The 25,226-nt window shown below is 60.8% G+C and carries 21 protein-coding genes; 8 read left to right on the top strand and 13 right to left on the bottom strand.

What is annotated here, in order from left to right; all coding sequences use genetic code 11:
- Positions 1 to 42: 42 nt before the first annotated feature.
- The gene (nhaA, locus tag HNO86_RS26565) at positions 43 to 1,230 is read right to left on the bottom strand and encodes a Na+/H+ antiporter NhaA (protein ID WP_175379897.1); all 1,188 of its coding nucleotides are present in this window, start codon (positions 1,228 to 1,230) and stop codon (positions 43 to 45) included.
- A gap of 233 nt (positions 1,231 to 1,463) precedes the next feature.
- Between nhaA and HNO86_RS26560 the strand changes: the two genes are divergently transcribed.
- Positions 1,464 to 2,561, top strand: coding sequence for a pyridoxal-phosphate dependent enzyme (locus tag HNO86_RS26560; protein ID WP_175379916.1), 1,098 nt, complete (start codon positions 1,464 to 1,466; stop codon positions 2,559 to 2,561).
- A 78-nt stretch (positions 2,562 to 2,639) separates the two neighbouring features.
- On the opposite strand, the gene HNO86_RS26555 is transcribed toward HNO86_RS26560, so the two are convergent.
- From HNO86_RS26555 to HNO86_RS26545, 3 genes are all read right to left on the bottom strand, one after another.
- Positions 2,640 to 4,253 carry an NAD(P)/FAD-dependent oxidoreductase gene (locus HNO86_RS26555; RefSeq protein WP_175379896.1) on the bottom strand — a complete coding sequence of 538 codons (1,614 nt, stop codon included), beginning with the start codon at positions 4,251 to 4,253 and terminating at the stop codon, positions 2,640 to 2,642.
- Positions 4,254 to 4,348: 95 nt separating this feature from the next.
- Positions 4,349 to 5,011, bottom strand: coding sequence for a hypothetical protein (locus HNO86_RS26550; protein WP_175379895.1), 663 nt, complete (start codon positions 5,009 to 5,011; stop codon positions 4,349 to 4,351).
- A 103-nt stretch (positions 5,012 to 5,114) separates the two neighbouring features.
- On the bottom strand, positions 5,115 to 5,711 hold the full coding sequence (locus tag HNO86_RS26545) for a short chain dehydrogenase (protein WP_175379894.1): 597 nt from the start codon (positions 5,709 to 5,711) through the stop codon (positions 5,115 to 5,117).
- Between the two features lie 105 nt (positions 5,712 to 5,816).
- Between HNO86_RS26545 and HNO86_RS26540 the strand changes: the two genes are divergently transcribed.
- A complete protein-coding gene (locus HNO86_RS26540; RefSeq protein ID WP_175379893.1) occupies positions 5,817 to 6,725 on the top strand; it encodes a LysR family transcriptional regulator in 909 nt (302 codons plus the stop codon).
- Between the two features lie 90 nt (positions 6,726 to 6,815).
- Here HNO86_RS26540 and HNO86_RS26535 read toward each other — a convergent pair whose 3' ends face one another.
- The 5 genes from HNO86_RS26535 to HNO86_RS26515 form a co-directional block, all read right to left on the bottom strand.
- A complete protein-coding gene (locus HNO86_RS26535) occupies positions 6,816 to 7,517 on the bottom strand; it encodes an ABC transporter ATP-binding protein (RefSeq protein ID WP_175379892.1) in 702 nt (233 codons plus the stop codon).
- On the bottom strand, positions 7,518 to 8,285 hold the full coding sequence (gene livG / locus HNO86_RS26530; protein ID WP_175379891.1) for a high-affinity branched-chain amino acid ABC transporter ATP-binding protein LivG: 768 nt from the start codon (positions 8,283 to 8,285) through the stop codon (positions 7,518 to 7,520).
- Positions 8,282 to 9,538, bottom strand: a complete 1,257-nt coding sequence (locus HNO86_RS26525; protein WP_175379890.1) for a high-affinity branched-chain amino acid ABC transporter permease LivM — start codon at positions 9,536 to 9,538, stop codon at positions 8,282 to 8,284. Before HNO86_RS26525 ends, livG begins: the two co-directional genes overlap by 4 nt.
- Positions 9,535 to 10,458 (bottom strand): high-affinity branched-chain amino acid ABC transporter permease LivH, encoded by a 924-nt coding sequence (livH, locus tag HNO86_RS26520; RefSeq protein WP_175379889.1) that lies wholly within the window; start codon positions 10,456 to 10,458, stop codon positions 9,535 to 9,537. The genes HNO86_RS26525 and livH overlap by 4 nt, the downstream gene beginning before the upstream one ends.
- 233 nt (positions 10,459 to 10,691) lie before the next feature.
- A complete protein-coding gene (locus HNO86_RS26515) occupies positions 10,692 to 11,819 on the bottom strand; it encodes a branched-chain amino acid ABC transporter substrate-binding protein (RefSeq protein ID WP_175379888.1) in 1,128 nt (375 codons plus the stop codon).
- Between the two features lie 348 nt (positions 11,820 to 12,167).
- Between HNO86_RS26515 and HNO86_RS26510 the strand changes: the two genes are divergently transcribed.
- On the top strand, positions 12,168 to 12,473 hold the full coding sequence (locus HNO86_RS26510; RefSeq protein WP_175379887.1) for a DUF2288 domain-containing protein: 306 nt from the start codon (positions 12,168 to 12,170) through the stop codon (positions 12,471 to 12,473).
- 308 nt (positions 12,474 to 12,781) lie between these two features.
- Here the strand turns inward: HNO86_RS26510 and HNO86_RS26505 are convergent, their stop codons facing one another.
- Positions 12,782 to 14,980 carry a hypothetical protein gene (locus HNO86_RS26505; RefSeq protein ID WP_175379886.1) on the bottom strand — a complete coding sequence of 733 codons (2,199 nt, stop codon included), beginning with the start codon at positions 14,978 to 14,980 and terminating at the stop codon, positions 12,782 to 12,784.
- Positions 14,981 to 15,176: 196 nt separating this feature from the next.
- Here HNO86_RS26505 and HNO86_RS26500 point away from each other — a divergent pair, with 196 nt between their 5' ends.
- Positions 15,177 to 16,073 (top strand): NAD(P)-dependent oxidoreductase, encoded by an 897-nt coding sequence (locus HNO86_RS26500; RefSeq protein WP_175379885.1) that lies wholly within the window; start codon positions 15,177 to 15,179, stop codon positions 16,071 to 16,073.
- Here HNO86_RS26500 and HNO86_RS26495 read toward each other — a convergent pair.
- Positions 16,030 to 18,246, bottom strand: a complete 2,217-nt coding sequence (locus HNO86_RS26495) for a bifunctional diguanylate cyclase/phosphodiesterase (protein WP_306167738.1) — start codon at positions 18,244 to 18,246, stop codon at positions 16,030 to 16,032. The genes HNO86_RS26500 and HNO86_RS26495 overlap by 44 nt on opposite strands.
- Before the next feature lie 160 nt (positions 18,247 to 18,406).
- A complete protein-coding gene (locus HNO86_RS26490) occupies positions 18,407 to 18,757 on the bottom strand; it encodes a YkgJ family cysteine cluster protein (protein WP_175379883.1) in 351 nt (116 codons plus the stop codon).
- Positions 18,758 to 19,061: 304 nt separating this feature from the next.
- On the opposite strand from HNO86_RS26490, the gene HNO86_RS26485 reads away from it, so the two are divergent.
- Positions 19,062 to 20,408 (top strand): MFS transporter, encoded by a 1,347-nt coding sequence (locus tag HNO86_RS26485; protein ID WP_175379882.1) that lies wholly within the window; start codon positions 19,062 to 19,064, stop codon positions 20,406 to 20,408.
- 93 nt (positions 20,409 to 20,501) lie between these two features.
- Here the strand turns inward: HNO86_RS26485 and rapA are convergent, their stop codons facing one another.
- Entirely contained in the window at positions 20,502 to 23,348 is a 2,847-nt protein-coding gene (rapA, locus tag HNO86_RS26480; RefSeq protein WP_175379881.1) for an RNA polymerase-associated protein RapA, read from the bottom strand.
- A gap of 224 nt (positions 23,349 to 23,572) precedes the next feature.
- Between rapA and HNO86_RS26475 the strand changes: the two genes are divergently transcribed.
- The 3 genes from HNO86_RS26475 (at position 23,573) to ccoM (ending at position 24,451) form a co-directional block, all read left to right on the top strand.
- Positions 23,573 to 23,914, top strand: a complete 342-nt coding sequence (locus tag HNO86_RS26475) for an aspartate-semialdehyde dehydrogenase (protein ID WP_175379880.1) — start codon at positions 23,573 to 23,575, stop codon at positions 23,912 to 23,914.
- 101 nt (positions 23,915 to 24,015) lie between these two features.
- Positions 24,016 to 24,189 carry a hypothetical protein gene (locus HNO86_RS26470; RefSeq protein WP_175379879.1) on the top strand — a complete coding sequence of 58 codons (174 nt, stop codon included), beginning with the start codon at positions 24,016 to 24,018 and terminating at the stop codon, positions 24,187 to 24,189.
- 145 nt (positions 24,190 to 24,334) lie between these two features.
- Positions 24,335 to 24,451 (top strand): cytochrome c oxidase subunit CcoM, encoded by a 117-nt coding sequence (gene ccoM, locus HNO86_RS30490; RefSeq protein WP_306167737.1) that lies wholly within the window; start codon positions 24,335 to 24,337, stop codon positions 24,449 to 24,451.
- The last annotated feature ends 775 nt before the right edge of the window (positions 24,452 to 25,226 follow it).

Below are 25,226 nucleotides of genomic sequence, written 5' to 3'. Positions count from 1 at the left end.
TGGTCGGGGTTTTTTGTGCTTTGGGAAAAATGATCGCCTGACCTATGCAGGTTGCAATACTTTCTGGCGGCTCGCCATCGCCGTCACCGCATAACCGATCAAGGCCGCCAGTATCGACCCGGTGAGGATGCCCATCCGGTCCATTCCGGCGTATTCGCTGCTGCCCGGCACGAAGGCCAGGGATCCAACAAAGAGACTCATGGTGAAGCCGATTCCGCAGAGAATCGCCACGCCCAGCACCTGACCCCAGTTCGCGCCCTGGGGCAGGGCGGCGATGCCGGTTTTCACCGCCAGCCAGGTCAGGCCGAACACGCCGAGGGTCTTGCCCAGCAGCAGGCCGATCGCGATGCCCATGGGCACGTGATGGGTGAAGCTCTCGACGGTCACGCCGCTCAGGGACAGGCCGGCATTGGCAAAGGCGAACAGCGGCAGGATGCCGTAGGCCACCCACGGATGCAGTGCGTGCTCCAGGGTCAGCAACGGCGAGGACTCGGCATTGCGGGTGCGCAGGGGAATGCAGAAGGCCAGGGTCACGCCGGCCAGTGTGGCGTGCACACCGCTCTTGAGGACGCAGACCCAGAGGATCAGGCCGACGATCATGTACGGACCGAGCTTGACCACGCCGAGTCGGTTCATGCCGATCAGCGCCGCGATGCAGGCCGCGGCCAGTGCCAGGGACAGGGTGGACAGGGCACCGGAATAGAAGATTGCAATGATGATGATCGCGCCCAGGTCGTCGATGATCGCCAGGGTCATCAGGAACAGTTTCAGCGACACCGGAACCCGCTTGCCCAGCAACGCCAGCACGCCGAGGGCGAAGGCGATGTCGGTGGCGGTGGGGATCGCCCAGCCGTCCAGGGCCGCCGGATTGTCCCGGTTGAGGAACCAGTAGATCAGCGCCGGCACCACCATGCCGCCAATGGCTGCGGCACCGGGCAGGACGATTTGTGAGGGTTTGGACAGTTGTCCGTCGAGGACTTCGCGTTTGACTTCCAGGCCGATCAACAGGAAGAACAATGCCATCAGGCCATCGTTGATCCACAGCAGCAGCGGCTTGGCGATCTTCAGCGCGCCGACCTGCGCCACCACTGGCGTGTCCAGCAGGCCGTTGTACAGCCAGGACAGCGAGGAGTTGTTGATGATTAGTGCCAGAACGGCAGCCGCGATCAGTAGCAGACCGCTGGCAGCTTCCAACTGAAAGAAACGTGTGAAAGTGCTACGCAGAGGCAAGGTTCGCTCTCCATCCGAGGTCAAAAGGTGGGACACCCTAACCCGTCCCCTTAGACGTTAAAACAAAAGTTATATTCTTTTTTGTTATATGTCGTTACAGAACGCTCTGGCCGTCCGACCTGAGCCTAGCAGTTGCCGGACGTATTGAACCCCAGCTGTACCTGTGCGCGATGTAGGTTTTTTCCTAAGCTTGACGTTTGAGTCAGACTCCTGCCGATCCAACGAGAAAAACAATCATGAGCGACAACCGCCAATGGGCCCGGGAAGCCATCCGGATCATCGAAGCCGACTTCCAGCGCAGCGCCGACACCCACCTGATCCCTTTGCCGCTGCCGGGTTTTCCGGGTATCGAACTGTATTTCAAGGATGAATCGAGCCATCCTACCGGCAGCCTCAAACACCGTCTGGCCCGCTCGCTGTTCCTGTATGCGCTGTGTAACGGCTGGCTCAAGCCCGGCGCGCCGGTGATCGAGGCGTCCAGCGGTTCGACGGCGATTTCCGAGGCGTACTTCGCCCGGTTGCTGGGCGTGCCGTTCATTGCAGTGGTGCCGGCCAGCACTTCCAAGGAGAAGATCGCGCAGATCGCCTTCTACGGTGGCCAGACGCATCTGGTGGATGACCCGACGCAGATCTACGCCGAATCCGAGCGCCTGGCGCGCGAGCACGATGGGCATTTCATCGACCAGTTCACCTACGCCGAGCGCGCCACCGACTGGCGGGCGAACAACAACATCGCCGAATCGATCTTCCAGCAGATGCGGTTCGAGAAGCATCCGGAACCGAGCTGGCTGATCTCCAGCCCCGGCACCGGCGGCACCACGGCCACTCTGGGACGCTATGTGCGCTACCGCCAGCACTGCACCCGCGTGCTGTGTGCCGACGCCGAGCGTTCGGTGTTTTTCGATTACTACCAGACCGGTGATGCCAGCCTGCGCCTGGATCACGGTTCGCGCATCGAAGGCATCGGCCGGCCACGGGTCGAGGCCTCGTTCCTGCCCAAGGTGATCGACGCGATGGTCAAGGTGCCGGATGCCTTGTCGCTGGCGGCCATGCATTACCTGGCCGAGCGCCTGGGGCGGCATGTTGGCGGGTCGAGCGGGACCAACCTGATCGGCGCCTTGATGGCGGCGCAGCAAATGGCGGCAGCGGGGGAGACGGGGTCGATCGTGGCGATCCTGTGCGACAGCGGCGAGCGTTATGCCACCACTTACTACGATCAGAAATGGCTCAAGGCCGAAGGGTATGAGTTGAGCGGGTTGATGGCGGCGGTGGCGGCGACGGTCGAGCGCGGCGAGGCGCTGCCGACGAGTGTGTTGCGGGCCAATATCTGAGGTCTTTCCGACAATGAAGAACCAATGTGGGAGCGTGCCCGCTCCCACAGGGATTTGTGTTGCTTCAGCCAGGATTCATCAGGCTTCGAGACCCAGAATATCCCGCGCCACCGCCTCGGCAATCCGAATCCCGTCCACACCCGCCGACAGAATCCCGCCCGCGTAACCCGCGCCTTCACCGGCCGGGAACAGCCCCTTCACGTTCAGGCTCTGCATCGACTCGTTACGGGTAATCCGCAATGGCGAGGAGGTGCGGGTCTCGATTCCGGTCAGTACCGCGTCGTGCAGCGAATAACCGCGAATCTGCTTCTCGAAGGCCGGCAAGGCTTCGCGAATGGCTTCGATGGCAAACGCTGGCAAAGCCAGGGCCAGGTCACCCAGGGCAACCCCCGGCTTGTAGGACGGTTCAACGCTGCCCAGCTCGGTGGACGGCTTGCCGGCGATGAAGTCGCCGACCAGTTGCGCCGGCGCTTCGTAATTGCTGCCACCCAGGACAAAGGCATGGGATTCCAGACGTTCCTGCAACTCGATACCCGCCAGCGGACCGCCGGGGTAATCGACTTCCGGGCTGATGCCGACGACGATCCCGGAGTTGGCGTTGCGCTCGTTACGTGAGTACTGGCTCATGCCGTTGGTGACCACGCGATTGGGCTCGGAGGTCGCCGCCACCACCGTGCCGCCCGGGCACATGCAGAAGCTGTAGACCGAACGGCCGTTCTTGGCGTGGTGCACCAGTTTGTAGTCAGCGGCGCCGAGTTTCGGGTGGCCGGCGTACTTGCCCAGGCGCGCGCGGTCGATCAGCGATTGCGGGTGTTCGATGCGGAAACCCACCGAGAACGGCTTGGCTTCCATGTACACGCCGCGGCCGTGGAGCATGCGGAAGGTGTCCCGGGCGCTGTGGCCGAGGGCGAGAATCACGTGCTTCGAATGAATCTGCTCGCCGCCATCGAGTTCGACGCCAACCAGCTGACCGTCTTCGATCAGAACGTCGGTCACCCGCTGCTGGAAGCGCACTTCGCCGCCCAGGGCACGGATTTCCTCACGCATGTTTTCCACGACACCGGTCAGACGGAACGTACCGATGTGCGGCTTGCTGACGTAGAGGATTTCTTCCGGCGCGCCGGCCTTGACGAACTCGTGCAGGACTTTGCGGCCGACGAATTTCGGGTCCTTGATCTGGCTATAGAGCTTGCCGTCGGAGAATGTCCCCGCGCCGCCTTCGCCGAACTGCACGTTGGACTCGGGGTTGAGCACGCTCTTGCGCCACAGGCCCCAGGTATCCTTGGTGCGCTGGCGCACGTCGGGACCACGCTCGAGGATGATCGGCTTGAAGCCCATCTGTGCCAGCAGCAGCCCGGCGAAAATCCCGCAGGGCCCGAAACCGACCACTACCGGGCGGGCGCTCAGGTCGGCGGGTGCCTGGCCGACCATCTTGTAGCTGACATCCGGCGCCTCGTTGACGTTACGGTCATCGGCGAACTTGCGCAGCACCGAGGCCTCATCGCGAACGTTGAGGTCGATGGTGTAGATGAAGCACAGTTCGGAAGACTTTTTGCGCGCATCGTAGCTGCGCTTGAACAAGGTGAAATCGAGCAAGTCATCGCTGGCGATGCCCAGGCGTTGCACGATGGCAGCGCGCAGGTCTTCATCGGGATGGTCGATCGGCAGCTTGAGTTCGGTGATTCGTAACATGACGGGATCCGGTTCGCGGGGCGCACAACTGCGCCAGGGCGTTTGAAACCGGCGATTATAAGCCGCAATGGCCGGGTCCCGTGAGGCCTAAACGATCAGTCGTCGCGCGAACCGCCGAAATACCCGCAGCCGCGCTGCACGTGGCCGTTGACGCGCAGCTCGGCGCTCATGTGCTGGACGCTGCCACTGCTGTCGACGCAGCGTTGCGGGGCGACCCACAACTCGATGTGCTGATTGTTGGCTTCGGTGCTGAGATTGAAGCGGCCATCGCCCAGTTGCTCTTCCACATAGGGCACCGCCAAAGGTGGCTGGCCGGTGCGGTCGATGACCATGCCCTTGCCGCTGACATTCACGCTCCACTCGGGGTTGTGGCCGGCAGCGCGCAGGATCAGTTTTTTGAAATCGGGGTCTTCGCAGGCCTTGCCCGAACGTTCGACGCGGTACAGCTGTTCGAGGTCCAGCTCGCCGTCGCCGGAGCCGGAAACGATCCGCCCGCGTACATCGGCAAACAGATTGCCCTTGGCGTCGGCCAGGCTGGCGGCCTGTTGCAGGACGCTGGTATTGCCGGTGTCGTTGACCACAAGACGGCGCTGTTCACCGCAGGGCTGGAACAGCAGTTTGCCGTCGGCTGCGCTCAACTGCCCCTGCAGGCGGGTCTGGCCCGCATGGGAGTCGCTTTCTCGGGATCCGTCGAACAACTGGCAGGCCGCAAACAGGGGGAGCAGGGCAACAACGACTAAGGAACGGGCAACACGCATCTTGGGGTCTCCTGACAAGTGTCGCCACGTTACTCAGCCTGACCGTTCATCACAACCCTCGCGCTTTATGCAGCGCTGCCGAAGGCTGCGATCTTTTGCTCCTTCAGATGTGAAAGGTCTGACCGGTCTGCAGTCCTTCGACACTCTTGGCGTAGGCCAATGCCACATCCACAGCCGGAACCGGCTTGAAGCCGCGGAAGTACGGCGCGTATTTGTCCATGGCTTCCACCAGCACGTTCGGGCTGATCGAGTTCACGCGCAGGCCGCGCGGCAGTTCGATGGCCGCGGCACGCACGAAGCTGTCCAGCGCGCCGTTGACCAGCGCTGCGCAAGCGCCGCTGCGGATCGGATCGTGGCTGAGCACGCCGGTGGTGAAGGTGAACGAGGCACCATCGTTGGCGAACTCGCGGCCGATCAACAGCAGATTGACCTGACCCATCAGCTTGTCTTTCAGGCCCAGGGCGAAGCTGTCTTCAGTCATTTCCGCCAGCGGGGCGAAGGTCACGTTGCCGGCGGCGCAGATCAGCGCATCGAATTTGCCGGTTTGTTCGAACAGTTTGCGAATCGAGGCGCTGTCGCTGATATCCACATGGAAATCACCGCTGGTGCGGCCAATGCGCACGATTTCGTGACGTGGGGAGAGTTCTTTGTCGATGGCCTTGCCAATGGTGCCGCCTGCGCCGATCAAAAGGATTTTCATGCTGCCGTTGCTCCAGTGGGTTGAATGTGGCTTCAGTTTAGAGTGGTTTTTTCCATTGATAAGCGCGCTAATAGGCAACCTTTGGTTTTCAATTGGAAACAATCCATGAGCGAGATGGATGATCTGGCGGCATTTGCGGTGTTGGTCGAGGCGGGCAGTTTCACCCTGGCGGCCCAGCAGCTCGGTTGCAGCAAGGGCCAGCTGTCCAAGCGCATCAGCCAGCTGGAAACGCAGTTCTCCGTGGTGCTGCTGCAGCGCACCACGCGGCGCCTGAACCTGACGGCGGCTGGCGCTGCGTTGTTGCCCCAGGCGCAGGCGCTGGTGACCCAGGTCGAACGGGCACGTCAGGCGCTGGCGCGATTGAAGGACGACATGGCCGGCCCGGTGCGGATGACCGTGCCGGTGTCCCTGGGGGAAACCTTCTTCGATGGTCTGTTGCTGGAGTTCTCCAGCAAGTACCCCGACGTGCAGATTGAGCTCGATCTGAGCAACACGTACCGTGAAATGTCCCGGGATGGTTTCGATCTTGCGATTCGCTCCGACGCGGCCATCGACCAGCGACTGGTGGCGCGCCCGCTGTTGGCCTGGCACGAAATGACCTGCGCCAGCCCGGCTTATCTGGAGCGCTACGGTGAGCCGCGAACGCCCCAGGCGCTGGCCGAACACCGCTGCCTGCTCAACAGTCACTACAGCGGCCGCGAGGAGTGGCTGTATCACCAGCAGCATGAATTGCTGCGGGTGCGGGTTTCCGGGCCGTTTGCCAGCAATCATTACAATCTGCTGAAAAAGGCCGCGCTGGCGGGGGCGGGGATTGCGCGTTTGCCGTCCTACCTGCTGCCGGCGGAATTGGCTGAGGGGCGCTTGCGTTGGTTGCTGCGCGATTATCAGACGCGCAGCATGCCGATGTATCTGGTGCATCCGTATCAGGGTGGTTTGCCCAAGCGCACGCAGGTATTGGCGGATTATTTGATGGGGTGGTTCAAGCGCAGTGGCGAAGCTTTGGATCGACTGTAGGGTTCACACTGAAACCTGTGGGAGCGGCGTCGGGGAAATGGCAGGCACAAAAAAACGGCCCGAAGGCCGTTTTCTGTTTACCGCAATGGCTCAGCCGCCCAGGTACGCTTCGCGTACTTTCGGGTCGGTCAGCAGGCTTTCACCGGTGCCTTGCATCACCACCCGGCCGTTTTCCAGCACGTAGGCGCGGTCGGCGATTTTCAGCGCCTGGTTCGCGTTCTGCTCCACCAGGAACACCGTCACACCGTCCTTGCGCAGCTGTTCGATGATGTCGAAAATCTGCTGGATGATGATCGGGGCCAGTCCCAGCGATGGCTCGTCGAGCAGCAACAGCTTGGGCTTGCTCATCAGCGCACGGCCGATGGCGAGCATTTGCTGTTCGCCGCCGGACATGGTGCCGCCGCGCTGGTTGAAGCGTTCTTTGAGGCGCGGGAAAAGTCCCAGGACCTTGTCCATCTGTTCCTGATAGTCGCCCTTGTCGGTGAAGAAACCGCCCATGGCCAGGTTTTCTTCCACGGTCAGGCGGGAAAACACCCGGCGACCTTCCGGAACCACCGCGATGCTCTTGCGCATGATCTGCGAAGAATCCTGGCCGACCAGTTCCTCACCCATGTAGCGGATGCTGCCGCTGTGGGCCCGCGGCGAACCGCACAGGGTCATCAGCAGCGTGGACTTGCCGGCACCGTTGGCGCCGATCAGGGTCACGATCTCGCCCTGGCGGACTTCGACGTTGACGCTGTGCAGGGCCTGGATCTTGCCATAGAAGGTGGAAACGTTTTCGAACTGCAGCATTTACGCTTCCCCCAGGTAGGCTTTGATCACATCAGGATTGTCGCGGATCTGTTCCGGCGTACCGTCGGCCAGAGGCGTGCCCTGGTTGATCACGACGATGTGGTCGGAAATGCTCATGACCAGCTTCATGTCGTGTTCGATCAGCAGCACGGTCACGTTGTGCTCCTCACGCAACACGCTGATCAGTTGCTTCAGATCTTCGGTTTCCTTGGGGTTCAGTCCAGCGGCCGGTTCGTCGAGCATGAGGATCCGCGGGCGGGTCATCATGCAGCGGGCGATTTCCAGGCGACGCTGCTGACCGTAGGCCAGGGTGCCGGCCGGACGGTTGGCGAATTCGCGCAGGTTGACCTTGTCCAGCCAGTACTCGGCGTATTCCATGGCCTCGCGTTCGCTCTTGCGGAACGACGGGGTCTTGAACAGGCCGGACAGGAAGTTGGTGTTCAGGTGACGATGCTGGGCGATCAAGAGGTTCTCGACCGCGGTCATGTCCTTGAACAGCCGCACGTTCTGGAAGGTACGCACCACGCCCTTGAGGGCGATCTTGTGGCCCGGCAGGCCTTCGATGGCTTCGCCGTCCAGCTTGATGCTGCCGCCGCTCGGCTTGTAGAAGCCCGTCAGGCAGTTGAACACGGTGGTCTTGCCGGCGCCGTTGGGGCCGATCAGCGCAACCACTTGTTTCTCTTTCACGCTCAAGGCAACGCCGTTGACCGCCAGCAGGCCGCCGAAGCGCATGCTCAGATTTTCTACTTTAAGGATCTCGCGGCTCATTTGCGCAGCTCCATGTGAGGACGTTGCATGGGCAGCAGGCCCTGAGGGCGCCAGATCATCATCAGTACCATCAAGGCACCGAACATCAACATGCGGTATTCGCTGAACTCACGCATCATTTCCGGCAGCAGGATCATCACCACGGCCGCCAGGATCACGCCCAGCTGCGAGCCCATGCCACCCAATACGACGATGGCGAGGATGATCGCCGACTCGATGAAGGTGAAGGATTCCGGCGTCACCAGGCCCTGACGGGCGGCGAAGAAGCTACCGGCGAAACCGGCGAAGCTGGCACCCAGGGTAAAGGCCGACAGTTTGATGATGGTTGGATTCAGACCCAGGGCGCGGCAGGCGATCTCGTCTTCACGCAACGCTTCCCAGGCGCGGCCCAATGGCATGCGCAGCAGGCGGTTGATGACGAACAGAGCAGCCAGTGCCAGGAGCAACGCGACCAGGTAGAGGAAGATCACCTTGTTGATCGAGTTGTATTCCAGGCCGAAGTACTCGTGGAAGGTCTGCATCCCTTCAGCGGCCTTGCGTTCGAAGGTCAGGCCGAAGAACGTCGGTTTCTCGATGTTGCTGATACCGTTCGGACCACCGGTGATGTCGGTCAGGTTGCGCAGGAACAGACGGATGATTTCACCGAAGCCCAGGGTCACGATCGCCAGGTAGTCACCGCGCAGACGCAGGACCGGGAAGCCCAGCAGGAAGCCGAAGGTGGCCGCCATCAGACCGGCGATCGGCAGGCAGATCCAGAAGCTCAGACCGTAGTAGTGCGACAGCAGCGCGTAGCTGTAGGCGCCGACGGCGTAGAAACCGACGTAACCCAGATCCAGCAGACCGGCCAGGCCGACCACGATGTTCAGGCCCAGGCCGAGCATCACGTAGATCAGTACCAGTGTCGCGATGTCCACCGCGCCACGGGAGCCGAAGAACGGCCAGATCAACGCGCCGGCGATGAGCGCGATGATGATCCAGCGCTGAGTGGTCGGCAGGGTCAGGAAGTTGCTGGCCTTGGCCGGAATCAGCGGACCCCGGGACGACGAGCGCCAGACCGAGCTGATCTGCTGATCGAACAGCACGCGCAGGAACATCAGCACCGAGCACAGGGCGATGACGATCAGCGTGGTGGGGCTGGTGCCGTGGACTTCGAGGTTGATGCCGACGATGGTCAGTTTCAGACCCAGTACCGGGTAGGCGACGGCCCACACCAGCAAGGCACTGAACAGTGCCTGTTTAAGATTCCTAGTCATACTTTCTCAACCTCCGGACGACCCAGCAGGCCGGTTGGCCGGAACAACAACACCAAAACCAATAGACCGAAGGCCACGACGTCCTTGTACTGGTCGCCGAAAATGTCGGCGCCGAAGGCTTCCGCCACACCCAGTACCAGCCCGCCGAGCATGGCGCCCGGGATGCTGCCGATACCGCCCAGTACCGCTGCGGTGAAGGCCTTGAGGCCGACCAGGAAACCGGCGTTCGGGTTGATCACGCCGTATTGCATGCTCAGCAGCACGGCCGCGACGGCCGCCAGCGCAGCACCGATGACGAAGGTCAGGGCGATGATGTTGTTGGTGTTGATACCCAGCAGGTTGGCCATCTTGATGTCTTCGGCGCAGGCGCGGCAGGCGCGGCCCAGGCGAGAGCGGGAGATGAACAGGGTCAGGCCGAGCATGGCGACCAGAGTCACCACGAACACCACGATTTGCATGTAGGAAATCAGCACTTCATGTGCGCCACCTGGACCGAAGGCGAAGTTGCCCGGGATCAGGTTGGGAATGGATTTGTCCTTGGAGTCTTGCGCCAGCAGAACCGTGTTCTGCAGGAAGATCGACATGCCGATGGCGGAAATCAGCGGGATCAGACGGTTGCTGCCGCGCAGGGGGCGGTAGGCGATCCGTTCGATGCTGTAGCCGTAGGCACTGGTGACGACGATGGTCGCCAGGAAAGCGGCGGTCATCAACAGCGGAACACTGTCGAGTCCCAGCATGGCCAGGCCCGCGATGGCGATGAACGCCACGTAGGAACCGATCATGTACACCTCGCCGTGGGCGAAGTTGATCATTCCAATGATGCCGTAAACCATCGTATAGCCGATGGCGATCAGGGCATACGTGCTGCCAATGGTCATCCCATTAACCAGCTGTTGGAAAAAGTGATAGATGTCAGGCATTACAGCGCTCCTAAAAACCTGATACGCATTTCACTGGTGGAGTCATTTTCCCGCCCGGGCCCCGTGGATCTGCATCCACTTCGAATCCGGGTTTTGCCAGCGAACCGCTGATGACGGTTTTGAGATTTTCAGGTGGGGAGACTAGCGGATCACGCCAGCACGGCCCAGGTACGTTCGTAAAACAAAGCCCACGGCGTGCCGTGGGCTTTGTGGGCAGTCAGTCAGGCAAGGCCTTACTGAGGCGAAGCTTCAGTTTTTGGTTTGCCGAAGTGCCACTCGTAAACCACGAATTTGAAGTCTTTCAGGTCGCCCTTGTCGTCGAAGCTCAGATCGCCAGTCGGGGTCTTGAAGGTGCCTTTGTGGATGGCTTCAGCCACTTTGGCGGTGTCTTCGGACTTGGCAGTCTTGATGCCTTCGGCGATCACTTCCACAGCCGAGTAGGCCGGGAACACGAACGGACCGCTTGGATCTTCTTTCTTGGCCTTGAATGCATCAACCAGGGCAACGTTGGCAGGATCCTGGTCGAAGGACTTCGGCAGGGTTACCAGCAGGCCTTCGGAAGCGTCCTTGGCGATTTGCGAGATGGAGTCGTTACCCACGCCTTCCGGACCCATGAACTTGGCTTTCAGGCCTTTTTCCTGGGCTTGGCGCAGGATCAGACCCAGCTCCGGGTGGTAGCCGCCGTAGTAGACGAAGTCGACGTTGGCTTGCTTGAGCTTGGCGATGATCGAGGAGAAGTCCTTGTCGCCGGCGTTGACGCCTTCGAACACGGCAACCTTGACGTTCTTGCCTTCCAGGGTCTTCTTCACGGCGGTGGCGATGCCTTCACCGTACTGCTGCTTGTCATGCAGAACGGCAACGACTTTAGGTTTTACGTGATCGGCAATGTAGTTACCGGCGGCAGGGCCCTGGGCGCTGTCCAGACCGATGGTGCGGAAGACCATTTTGTAACCACGGGCGGTGATGTCCGGGCTGGTGGCAGCCGGGGTGATCATGATCACGCCTTCGTCTTCGTAGATGTCCGAAGCCGGTTGGGTGGAGCTGGAGCACAGGTGGCCGACCACGAACTTGACGCCGTCGTTGACGACCTTGTTCGCTACCGCTACCGCTTGTTTCGGATCACAGGCGTCGTCGTACTCGACGGCTTCGAGTTTCTTGCCGTCTACACCGCCTTTGGCGTTGATTTGTTCGATGGCCATTTTGGCGCCACTGAACTGCATGTCGCCGTATTGGGCTACAGGACCGGTTTTAGGGCCGGCGATGCCGATCTTGATGGTGTCAGCTGCGAACGAATGGCTGGCAACCCCGGCCAGAACCATAGCGGCAAACAGTTTGGAAATCTGCTTAGTAGCCTTAGTCATAGTGCTCCACTCTTACTGTTGTAATTTTTATAGTCCTGGCGCCGAAGGCAGCAGAACCGGGTCAGTGTCCACGACATTCCCCGGAAAAAGCCCTCGGCAACTGTACCGGTACAGTGTAGAGCGCCGATTGTCAGCCTGGGAAGCTGGCGCCGAGGGACAAAATTCGAGCCTGTCGCTTTTTTGAAAGAAAAAGACAGAATTGCGGCGGGTATTTGACGGGCTTATAGCCAGATTCCGTGCATTCCTTGGCTTTCCTGCTCTTTTCATTCGGTACTGCAAATTGCTACCGGGTTTTTCTGCCAGACCACCGACGTTATCATTGCGTCAATTTCATTTCCGGACAGACCCATGAATCAAGAACCTAGCACCCTCTATGCCAAGCTGCTCGGTGAAACCGCATCTATTTCATGGAAGGAACTGGAACCGTTCTTCGCCAAGGGTGCCCTATTGTGGGTCGACCCGACCCTGGATTTGATCGCCGCCGCCGAAGCCGTGGCCAGTGACGAGGGCGAGAAAGTGGCTGCCTGGTTGGCCGGCGACAAGCTCGCCAAGCTGTCTGAAACGCGGGCGCTGGATCTTTTCGAACGTGATCCCGAGCTGTGGGCGGTGGTGGTTTCGCCGTGGATCATGATTCAGGAAAGAGCAAAGGGTTGAATGCGCGCACCCTGTTGGTGCGCGATGCCTGCGGCCAAAAGTGTGTAGCCGAGTAGCGTGATGGCACCTTGCCGTAGAGAAAGGCCACAGCCTCACGGTGACGTAAACGTAACGGGAACAGTTGAAGGGGCGGCCTGAGGGCTGCTCAATTGTTTCTGGGGTGACAATTTGTAGTTCATGCGGTGAATGTCAGACCGCTTTCGCGAGCGAGTCCACTCCCACATTTGACCGCATCCTCCTGACGGAACGCGTTCAAAATGTGGGAGCGGCGGTGCGACGATTCGACTTGCTCGCGAATGGGGCACCGCTTAATAAGCGGTCTTGCCCGTATGGTTATTCAGCGAAATAACCTTGGTCTTGCCAATGCGATGACGGTAAATCTCGCGCAGGTACTTGATCGCCTTCTTCACGCAATCCCGGGACAGGCGAATGTCGTTGATCGAGACGAACTTGTCCTTGTCGTTGATCAGTTCGCGGTATTTCTTTTCGTACATCGGCTTGATCGCGTACCAGTTGGTATCGAGGATCTTCGCCGGGTTCTCGAACTCGTTGAGCAGGTCGTCGATGCGTTCTTCGTCGAATTGCTCGCTGATGATGAAGTCCAGGATCGAATGATCCAGGGTGTCATCGAAGCGGTACGGATTACGGGCGAAGCAGCGCTTGATGAAGGCCACGATCAGGGTCAGGAAGTCGTCCGACAGGCACGGGCTCTTGGCGATCAGGGTGGTCAGCGACAGGTTGGCCGAGGCGCCGATGACCAGCGCGTAACGCTTGAGCGTGGTGTTGGGGAACAGGCTGTTGAGGTGCGTCTTCAACCGGTTCAGGTCCATGTAGGACAGCTTGTAGTCCTTGGGCAGCGAGACGATCGAGACCACCGACGAGCAGTTCTTGAAGAAGTGCAGGTCGTGCAGCGCCGCGGCGTCGTAGCCCGAGTTCTTGTACTGCTCAAGCGACGCGCGATAGCGCTTGGACTCGATCGGCAGCAGGCTGATGCCTTCGATCGCCTGGGTCACCTTGTTGAAGTGCGGCAGGTCGATGGAACGGAAGAACAGGTCGTCGATGTTCAGGCGCTGCTGCTCTTTCTCGAACACCTTGAACTTGTCGCTGGTCGGCGCCGGGGTTTCCGGGACGACGGACTCGGCGTAGGCGATCGCCACCGGGCCGGCCAGACTCATGAACAGGTCATTGGCGTCCAGGCGAATGGTTTCGCCGATGTCGATGCCGGCGCGTCGGAAATAGTTCTGGTCGTAGTCGGTGGTGACCGCCTGCGCCGTCAGAATGTTGAAGATCTGCTGCGAGATGTACTGGTTGGCATGCTTTTCCATGGCATTGACATCAATGTTCTGGATGTTGCCGTCATCGCTCTCTTCGGCGTAACGCATGATGTCGTTGGAGATCAGCATCATCGCGTTCCACGGGCGGATACGGCCCATGACGCTGGCTTCGCTGCTGTCTTCGTTGGCGAAGTTGTAGGAGAAGTCCCACTCTTCCGACAGATATTTACACAGCAGCCGACCGGCGTTGATGTGCAGCGCTTCGGACATTTCGCTGCGGTGGTCGGAAATGTTCGGCAGCACGCAGATGCCGCTGGTGAAGATCGGCTCGAAGACGAAGGAGTGGCCGCTCTTGCTGTCGTGCTCGTCCACCGGTTTGGTGTCGAACGTCTTGTTCATGTACGAGTGCTGCTGGGCCAGGCCGAATTCCGAGGCCATGCCCGAACCCGTACCGCCGCCGGCGCTGAAGATCGAGAAGTACAGGCGCGACTGGTTGGCCTTGATGCCGCAGCTGTCGATCAGGTACGAGTGGATCATCTTCCAGTCGGGGCTGGAGAAACGCTGGGTGTCCTTGTTCAGGATGATCTTGGCCAGGTACTGGCCGAGAATCGGCGCGTTACCGGCGCCACCGGCATGGACTTCCGACAGGTCCATGATTTTCATTTTGCTGTAGTCGCGCAGGAACCCGCTTTTTTCGCCCTTGCGCGAGAAGCGGATGCGGCCGGCGATGTCCTTGTCCAGGTCGCCGAGCATCACCAGCGGCTCGACCAGGAACACCGGTTTGGTGGCCTTGTTCGGCATCAGGCGCAGGTTGTTGCGGATCCACTGCGCCGGGCTGTAGCCCTTTTCGGCGTAGCGCTTGTCCGGCGACAGGCGATCTTCGTTGTTGAATTCGTTGAGATAGAACTTGCGCGCGTTGTACACCAGTTCGGCGACGTCCAGCGCAATGTTCGAACCGCAGCGCCCCAGGCCGATCAGGCACACCGACGGGAATTCCTGGTCGCTGTGCTGTTCGTTGTCACCTTCCAGATGCGGTGGGCGCGGGAACACCATGTCGCGCAGGCCGTCGAGGTTATCGAGGATGCGGTCGGTGTTGGTCTCGGTGAAATACAGGTATTGCTGGGTTCCCAGCGGGCGAGACGGGAGCAATGGCTTGGATGAAACCGGGGTGTTTGCCGCAGGGCTCAAGGTCAGGTCGGAAACCGCAGTGGCCGGATTGTTTTTGGAAGTCATTGTTCGCCATCTACCTGGGCTGTTTGGGTCGCACGACTGGGTCGTCGAACCGTCACGGAATGAGAACACGCGTCTTTTATCAGCGCGTATTTAGTCCGAGCGTCAGAGCCGCGGCCTGAGGTTCGCTCGGGGAAATCCTTTTCTGCTCACGATGAATCGGCCACTATTTGGCGTTCTTTAATCGAAAAGAGGCAAAATGATGTCAACGCTACCTTCGTTGGGGTTTGCCGGAATCGGCCTGATGGGCCTGCCAATGTGCCGGCGCCTGCTGGCGGCGGGGTATCCGCTGACAGTGTGGAACCGCAATCCGGCCAAGTGCGCTGCACTGGTCGAGGCCGGTGCCCGGCAGGTCGCGAGCCCTGCGCAACTGTGCCAGCACGCTGACGTGGTGATGTTGTGCCTGGCGGACACCCAGGTGGTGCGTGACGTGGTGTTTGGCGCGGCGGGGATTGTCGAAGGCGCGAAAAAAGGCCAGTTGCTGGTGGACTTTTCCAGCCTGGAACCCACGGCGACCCGGGACATGGCGGGCGAGCTTGCCAGCCGCACCGGCATGGCCTGGCTCGATGCGCCGGTGTCCGGCGGCGTGGTCGGTGCCGAGGCGGGCAGTCTGGCGATCATGGTCGGCGGCGAGGCGGCGGATCTCGAGCGCGTCAAACCGGTCCTGCTGAGTCTCGGCCAGCGTGTGACGCACATGGGCGCGGTCGGGGCAGGGCAGGTGACCAAGGCCTGCAATCAGATGATCGTGGCCTGCAATGCGCTGGTGATTGCCGAGGTGGTGGCGCTGGCCGAGCGTTCCGGGGTGGATGCCAGCCTGATCGCCGAGGCGCTGGCCGGTGGTTTTGCCGACTCCAAACCCTTGCAGATCCTTGCCCCGCAAATGGCCGAGAGCCGTTTCGAACCGGTGAAGTGGCACGTGCGCACCTTGCTCAAGGATCTGGACACGGCAGTGAAGTTTTCTCGTGAACAGGGTTCGGCGACACCGGTCAGTGGCCTGGCGGCGCAACTGATGCGGCTGCATGGCAGTCAGGGGAATCTGGAAAAGGACCCTTCTACATTAGTGCAGATGTACCGCGAACCAGACTCAAAGGCGTAAGCGAGAAGCGGTTCTTGCGCTGGTTGATTTCGTTCAGCACCGGCAACAGATCCGACAGCGGTACCGGGCGGCTGAGCAGGTAGCCCTGAGCGAAATCGCAGTCGTGGCTTTCGAGGAATTGATATTGCTCGAAGGTCTCGACGCCTTCGGTCACCACTTCCAGGTGCAGGGTATGGGCCATGGCGATGATCGCCTGGACGATCTCCATGTCCTGGGTCGAATTGGGAATGTCCTGAATGAACGAGCGGTCGATCTTCAACGTGTTGAGCGGCAGACGCTTGAGGTAGGCCAGGGACGAGTAACCGGTGCCGAAATCATCGATCGACAGCGCCACGCCCAAGGCCTTGATCTGTCGTAGCAGTTCCAGTGTGTCGGCGATATTGCCCATCAGCGCATTTTCAGTCACCTCAAGTTCCAGCCGTTGCGGCGCCACCCCGGCGCTGCGCAATGCGTGCTCGATCTGTCCGGCCAGTTCTTCCCGGGCCAGGCTCAGGGGCGAGCAGTTCACGGCGATCTTCAAGGCCTCGCAACCCTGTTTCGACAGTTCTCCCAGGTCTTCGCAGGCCTTGTGCAGGACCCAATTGTCCAGCTCGGCGATCAGGCCATTGGCTTCAGCGAGGGGAATGAAGCGGTCCGGAGCGAGCAATCCGTGGACCGGATGCTGCCATCGAAGCAGTGCCTCAAGTTTGCCGACCTCGCCGGTCTTCAGGTCGTAGATCGGCTGGTAAAAGAGCATCAGGCCGGCGTCTTCGCGCAAAGCGTGGCGCAGCTCTTCCTCCAGTTGCAGTTCCAGCGTGGCGCGGGTCTTGAGGTTGGCGCTGAAGAAGTTCAGGCCGTTGCGACCGCTGCCCTTGGACTGATAGAGCGCCAGATCCGCGTGTTTCAGGAGTTCGTCACAGGTCGTGCCATCCTCGGGGAACAGGCTGATGCCGATGCTGGTGGTCATGACCATACGCCGCCCGGCCAGCTCGATGGGGTCCTTCATTTTCAACAGGATGCGCTGGGCCAGTTGCCGGGCTTCTTCGCGATCCTGCAGGTTGATCAGCACGCAGAACTCATCGCCACCGAAGCGCGCCACCACGTCTTCATGGTTGCGCACCGAGCTTTTGATGTGATCGGCCAGCACCTTGAGCAATTCGTCGCCGGCGTCGTGGCCGAGGCTGTCATTGATGCGCTTGAAGTGATCGATGTCGAGGAACAGCACGGCCATCATGCCGCCGTTGTGGGTTTTCTCGATGAGCTTTTCGGCAAACAGCTGGTTGAAGCCACGGCGGTTGATCAGGTTGGTCAACGGATCGAAATGCGCGACCTGCTGCAGTGACGCCCGTGCCTGATCCAGCTGGCTCAGCAGAGAGTTGACCCGCTGCAGGTCTTTTTCCTTGTGCTGCAGCTTCTTGTCCGCCAGCGCCGCGCTGATGCTGCTGCCGATGATCAGCAGGGTGATGACCGCCACCGTCAGACCCAGTTGAAAGTGATTGTTTTCCCCTGGCTGAGTCAGGACGCTGCCGGCGGGCAGCACCAGGTCGAAGGCCGCCATGCCGGTGAAGTGCATGCTGACGATGCCGGTGCCCAGCACCAGGCTGGCGCAGTACTTGAGCAGTTGATGGAACATGCCTGTGCCATTACGCAGGTGACTCGACAGCAGCAATGCGGCGAGGCTGGCGCCAATCGCAATCAGGATGGACAGGGCGAACAGGGTGGGCTGGTAGTAGATGACCGCCTGCGAGCGCAGGGCGGACATGCCGACGTAATGCATGGTGGCGATGCCCAGGCCGACCCAGATCGACGCTTTCAGACAATGCCAGAAGCTCAAGGCGGGGCGACTGAGGGTTTGCATCGCCAGCCATGACGCGATCAAGGCAATCAACAGAGAGGCAAGGGTGACCGGCAGTTGGTAGTGGACATTGATGGGGGCCTGGAAGGCCAGCATGCCGATGAAATGCATGGCCCAGATACCGCCGGCCAGACAGCCGGCGCCGACCCAGCACCAGAGGCGGCGAGAGGCTGCCTTGTCGGCATGGGCGACCCGCTCGGCCATGTCCAGCGTGGCGAAGCTGCCGGCACAGGCGACCAGAAATGCCAAAAGCACCAGAAAGGGGTCATGTACGCAATTGAGTATGACTTGCCCGTTTTCTGGCAGCTGCGCAATGAAATGCAGACCCAGCCACTCCATACCATGCCCCATGTCGTTGCCGTGACCGGCGCAAGGACACCGGAGAGTGTCATGGAGTATAGAGGGCGGAAACGGGGTGCAAGGGGTGATGGCACTTTAGCGCCAAACATTTTGGTATTAATCCAATAGCGATCGGCGCTAAATCTTCGGTGCTTTGTCGCTAAACGCCGTGAGCCGCAGGCTCCAGTGGTGGCAGGCCGAAGGCCGCGCGCGCGGCGTCACAATCGGTATTGACCTGGCCATCGACCCAGGATGCCTCGAATTCCCGACAAGGGGTCGAGCGCTGATCGTAGATCGTGCATTTCACTTCGCTGCCGACTTCCCCGTCCAGGCTGATGCAGCGAGCCGGTTTGCAGTTCGTGCCCAGCATCGCGACGCGGCTGGGCGTGATCTGTTCGACGAGATCGTCGGGCACCGTCCCTCCGGACGAAGCGCATTCACCCCAGAAAAATGACACGCGAAAATAGGAACAGCAGGCACCGCAATTCAGACACGGACTGACATCGGACATGGGTATTTATCTAAGGAAGAGTGAGGAGGCCGGAGGGGCTGACAAGGTCGCTATTCTAGGCTTCGCCAGCGGCTTGGATAGGGGGGCGCACAGGTATTTTTCAGTGGCTGGACGTGCGGTCGATTCCGGCACTTGGGCCCCGTGGACATTGGGCCTCGACTACCAGGAGGCGCGAGCATTGCGGCCTGAGTTCGCCATGGACAGGTATCAGCCTTACGAATAATTACAGACAGTCGTGGCGGGCCTGTCTAGATTGCAGATTCCGGGGAAGCGACGCCCCCATAACAATAAAAGAGACGGACCCATGCAGAACTCGACCCAAGCGGCGAATGCCTGGCGCATTCTGTTCCTGCTGTTCCTGGCCAACCTGTTCAATTTCTTCGACCGCACCATTCCCGCCATCATCATCGAGCCGATCCGCATGGAATGGCATCTCAGCGACTTTCAGCTGGGGATCATCGGCACCGCCTTCACCATTGTCTACGCGATCGCCGGCCTGCCCCTGGGGCGGATGGCCGATACCGGATCGCGCAGCAAGTTGATGGGCTGGGGGCTGGCGGCCTGGAGCGGGTTGACCGCCGTCAACGGCATGGTCGGCAGTTTCTGGAGCTTCCTGATCGTGCGCATGGGCATCGGCATCGGTGAAGCGAGTTACGCACCGGCCGCCAACTCGTTGATCGGCGACCTGTTTCCAGCGCATCGTCGGGCCCGGGCCATGGGGATTTTCATGCTCGGCCTGCCGCTGGGGCTGTTGCTGGCGTTCTTCACCATCGGCGCGATGGTCAAGGCGTTCGACAGCTGGCGTGCGCCGTTCTTCATCGCCGCGGTGCCGGGGCTGATCCTGGCGGTGTTCATGTTCTACATCAAGGAACCCAAGCGCGGCGCCGCCGAAAGCGTGCAGGTGTCCCAGGAGAAGGTCGACCGGCCGATCCGCCGTGTCCTCGCGGTGCCGACCTTCCTGTGGCTGGTACTGGCCGGGTTGTGCTTCAACTTCGCGACCTACGCCTGCAATTCGTTCCTGGTGCCGATGCTGCAGCGTTATTTCCTGTTGCCGTTGCAGGAGGCTGCGGTGGCGACCGGGATCATCGTCGGCGTGACCGGTCTGGTGGGCCTGACCTTGGGCGGCTGGGTCGCCGACAAGATTCACCAACGGGTGGCCAATGGTCGCCTGCTGTTCGCCGCCTTCAGCCTGATCATTTCCACCCTGTGCACGGCCTGGGCGCTGCACTCGGGGCGGATCGAGATCGGCGTGTTCGTCGCGGTGTTCAGTGTGGGCTGGCTGTTTGCGTACAACTTCTACACCTGCGTTTACACGGCGATCCAGGACGTGGTCGAGCCGCGCCTGCGGGCAACGGCAATGGCGCTGTTCTTCGCCGGTCTGTATCTGTTGGGTGGCGGCCTGGGGCCGGTGGTGGTGGGTGCCTTGTCCGACCACTTTGCGCACACCGCCATGCTCTCGGCGGGCGCCGAGCAAATGACCGAGGCGTTCAAGGCCGTCGGCCTGCATGACGCGATGTACCTGATCCCGGTGGCGCTGTTTTTCACCATGGTGTTTCTGGTGCTGGCGTCGCGGTGTTTTGTGCGCGATGCCAAGCGGATGAAGGACGGGTTGGGGGTGGTTGCGCCGCAGGTTGAGGGTGTGACGGCGTAAAAGCAGTTTTGCGCCCCCTGTAGGAGCTGCCGAAGGCTGCGATCTTTTAAAAAGAAGGCCCGCATTGCGCGGGCCTTCTTCGTTATGTGGGGATCAGCCCGCCACCAGCACCCGAATCGCTTCCAGGCGCAGCGCCGCCTTGTCGAGCATGGCCAGGCCTTGCTCGCGCTGTTTGCGCAAGGCAACCAGTTCGCTGTCACGCACCGTCGGGTTGACCGCTTGCAACGCGGTCAGGCGTGCCAGTTCCTCATCGGTATCGGCGGCCAGTCGACGTTGTGCCTCCGCCACACGCTCGGCGTGACGCGGGAAAACCTTGTCTTCACCGGCATTGATCCGTGGCGTCAGCTGATCGCGCTGGGCCTGGATGAATTTGTTGGCGCTGGCGCGCGGTACGCTTTCGAGTTGATCGTTCAGTGTCTCGAACGCGACCCGAGCCGACAGGTCATTGCCGTTGGCGTCGAGCAGGCAGCGCAGGGCCGCCGGCGGCAGGTAACGGCCCAGTTGCAGCGAGCGCGGGGCCACCACCTCGCTGACGTAGAGCAGTTCCAGCAACACGGTGCCGGGTTTCAGCGCCTTGTTCTTGATCAGTGCCACGGCGGTGTTGCCCATCGAACCGGACAGCACCAGATCCATGCCGCCCTGCACCATCGGGTGTTCCCAGGTGATGAACTGCATGTCTTCGCGCGACAGCGCCTGGCTGCGGTCGTAGGTGATGGTCACGCCTTCGTCGTCGCCCAGCGGGAAGCTGGCATCGAGCATTTTTTCGCTCGGTTTGAGGATCAGGGCGTTTTCCGAATGGTCCTCACTGTCGATACCGAAGGCGTCGAACAGGGTTTCCATGTAGATCGGCAGGGCGAACTGGTCATCCTGCTCGAGAATTGCCTCTACCAGCGCTTCGCCTTCGCCAGCGCCGCCGGAGTTGAGCTCCAGCAAACGGTCGCGACCGGTATGCAGTTCGGCTTCCAGACGCTCGCGCTCGGAGCGGGCTTCGTCGATCAGGGCTTGCCATTGACTGTCGTCGGCCTCTTCCAGCAGCGGCAGCAGGCGCGGGCCGAACTGATGCTGCAGGGCGTTGCCGGTCGGGCAGGTGGCGAGGAAGGCGTTCAGCGCTTCGTGGTACCACTGGAACAGACGCTCTTGCGGGCTGGTTTCCAAGTACGGCACATGCAGTTGGATGGTGTGCTTCTGGCCGATCCGGTCCAGACGACCGATACGTTGTTCCAGCAGGTCCGGGTGGGACGGCAGGTCGAACAGCACCAGGTGATGGGAGAACTGGAAGTTGCGGCCTTCACTGCCGATTTCCGAGCAGATCAGCACTTGCGCGCCGAACTCTTCGTCGGCGAAGTAGGCGGCGGCGCGGTCACGCTCGAGGATGTTCATGCCCTCGTGGAATACCGTGGCCGGGATGCCGGAACGCACGCGCAGGGCGTCTTCCAGATCCATGGCGGTTTCGGCGTGGGCGCAGATCACCAGCACTTTGGTGCGCTTGAGCATTTTCAACTGGTCGATCAGCCACTCGACGCGCGGATCGAATTTCCACCAGCGATCTTCTTCGTTGGCGTCCGGCTGGGCCTGGAAGCTGACTTCCGGGTACAGCTCGGCGTGCTCGCCCAGCGGCAGTTCGAGGTATTCGTCCGGGCACGGCAGCGGGTAGGGGTGCAGCTTGCGCTCCGGGAAACCCTGCACGGCGGCGCGGGTGTTACGGAACAGCACGCGGCCTGTGCCGTGGCGGTCCAGCAGTTCGCGCACCAGGCGGGCGCTGGCTTCGGTGTCGCCGTCGTTGACCGCGGCCAGCAAGGCTTCACCTTCGTTGCCCAGGAAACCGTTGATGGTCTGGTGCGCTTTGGGCGACAGGCGACCCTGTTCGAGCAGCTCCTGAACGGCCTCGGCCACCGGGCGATAGTTTTCGCTTTCGGCGCGGAAGGCGTTCAGGTCGTGGAAACGGTTCGGATCGAGCAGGCGCAGACGGGCGAAGTGGCTGTCCTGGCCCAGTTGTTCCGGGGTGGCGGTCAGCAGCAGCACGCCGGGAATGGTTTCGGCCAGTTGCTCGACCAGCGAATATTCAGGGCTGACCTGGTCTTCGTGCCACACCAGGTGGTGGGCTTCGTCGACCACCATCAGGTCCCAGCCGGCGGCGAACAGCGCGTCCTGGGCCTTCTCGTCGTCCACCAGCCACTCCAGCGCGACAAGCGCCAGTTGAGTGTCTTCGAACGGGTTCGAGGCATCGCTTTCGATGAAGCGTTCTTCGTCGAACAGCGCGACTTGCAGGTTGAAGCGGCGGCGCATCTCCACCAGCCACTGGTGCTGGAGGTTTTCCGGTACCAGGATCAGTACGCGATTGGCGCGGCCCGACAGCAGCTGGCGATGGATCACCAGGCCGGCTTCGATGGTTTTACCCAGGCCCACTTCGTCCGCCAGCAGAACCCGCGGCGCGATACGGTCGGCGACTTCCCGGGCGATGTGCAATTGGTGCGCGATCGGTTGCGCGCGCACGCCACCCAGACCCCACAGCGAGGACTGCAGCTGGCGGCTGGTGTGTTCCAGGGTGTGGTAGCGCAGGGAGAACCAGGCCAGCGGGTCGATTTGCCCGGCGAACAGGCGGTCGCTGGCCAGACGGAACTGGATGAAGTTCGACAGTTGGGTTTCCGGCAGGGTGACCGGTTCGTTCTGCGCATTCAGGCCGTGGTAAACCAGCAGGCCGTCCATGTCATCGACTTCGCGGACGGTCAGTTTCCAGCCTTCGAAGTGAGTGATGGTGTCACCCGGCGAGAACCGCACGCGGGTGAGGGGCGCATTCCGTAGCGCGTACTGGCGGGTGTCGCCAGTGGCCGGGTAGAGCACGGTCAACAAGCGGCCGTCCTGTGCCAGAACGGTGCCCAAACCCAACTCCGCTTCGCTGTCACTGATCCAGCGTTGCCCCGGTTGATACTGCTGCGCCATGCTGCCTGACTCCCACCTTGAAAAAGCGGGCTATGTTAACGGAATCAGGTCTCCAAGACCAAAGGAATACCTGCGCTGTAGGCGGCGGTCTTTTGATTGTAAAGACCTCAAAAGATCGTAGACGTTGACGCCCCGAACAGTGCCAAATGGCTCACAGTTTGCGACCGATGGCTCAAGTCGCCTCCACCGCAGCCGACATCCTGACTGACAGGAGACTAAAAATTATGCTGCCACCGATGCTCCCCCTGAGTGCCGTGCCGGTCACTTCCCAGCACGATCCGATCCGCCCGCGCCCGGACATCGCACCCGTGGTGCCGATGCAGGAGAGTTCCACCGACAGCACCATCGACCTGAAAAACCGCGATCCTGAAGAAGCCGTGCTGCTGTTGCGTGAAGAACAACGCAAAAAGCAGGAACGCGAACGTCGCCGCCGCGAGGCCGATGAGGATCCCGAAGCCCACCTGGCGATTCCCGGCACCGAACTCAACGCCGACAACACCGTGCCGGTTGCGCCGTTGATGGAAGATCAGCCGCGCCAGGGGCTGTGGGTCGATATCGAGATTTGAGCTTGCGTCTGGTCAGCGCCGCCGTCAGGCCGCATTATTGGGGCAATCCTGCCCGTTTGACGCGGCATCTGAACTTCATTTCAAGCGATGCACCCAACGCCATGAGCCAAGACGACAAACTGATCGACCTCAACGCCGAACGCGCCAAGCGTGTCCATGACCTCAACGAAAAGCGCCTGAATGAAGTGCGCCAGGCGTTCGAGCAGGCCATGCCTCTGGGCAAGGCGAAGAAAAAGTCGAAGAACCCGTCCAAGAGCAAGCCGAAAAAGCGTTGATCATTCCCCCTGCATCCATTGATGCAGCTCAGTTTTCCCCTCCTTTATGCCCGGTCCCGGGCAACATTGATCCCGGTCAATATTTCCTCCTGCGCGATTGGTTAACTTATCCCCATCGCAACAAGGCAACCGCAGGAGACGCGTCATGTTTTTCGACAACGTGGTGATCGCCGGAGTGCTGACCGTCAGCCTCATGCTGATGTTTTTTGCAGGATTTGGATTTTTTATCTGGAAGGATTCGCACAAACGGAAGAAACCGTAGTTCTTTCTGGATGTAATGAGCACGCAAGGCATTTTGGGCAACTTCGGTTGCCCCTTTTTTTGCGCGCTTGTTTTTTGATGATGTTGTTGGATTGAGATTGCGAGTTGGTTTGGGCAGCGTGGTTATTGTGGGATCGAGCCTGCTCGCGATTGGTTTTTATTGAGTACATATCCGTTTCTGCGGTAACGGCTACTTACGGTTCCGCTCTTACAGCGGGTTACTTTGAAGAGCGCAAAGTAACCAAACGCTCGTGCCCCTGACGCTCGGTGCCTCGCCTAGGCTCGGCATACCCTCCTTCCGGTCCTGCTCCGTGGGCCCGCCGCCATCGGCCATCCATGGCCGGGGGCGGCTAACCCGGCATCCCTGCCGGGTTGCCCACTCCGCAAGACCTCCACTCGGCCTCACGAGGGGGCGAATATCGCGTGTACCTGTACGAGCGAGCATGCTCGCGATGGTCGTCAACGATGACGCGGGCTGCCTGATGCCCCGTGGTGTTCTGGCGTTCATCGCGAGCAAGCTCGGCTCCTACAGGAATTCGTGTCGTTCACCATTTTTGTGATCGACACCCAACCACTGTAGGAGCTGCCGAAGGCTGCGATCTTTTGATTTTGGTTTTGAAGTCAAAAGATCGCAGCCTTCGGCAGCTCCTATACAGAACCGTGGCCAGGCCGGTAGGCCGCCTCGCTTTTGAATTTGATCTGCCCCGTCGGAAGGCCGAGTGGAGCAGGACCGGAGCGAGGGAACCCTGAGCCTAAGCGAAGGGCCGTACGTCAGG

The sequence above is a fragment of the Pseudomonas sp. C1C7 genome, assembly GCF_013359595.1.
In the GTDB taxonomy this organism is placed as follows: Bacteria; Pseudomonadota; Gammaproteobacteria; order Pseudomonadales; family Pseudomonadaceae; genus Aquipseudomonas.
This window is presented reverse-complemented; position numbering and strand designations above follow the sequence as displayed.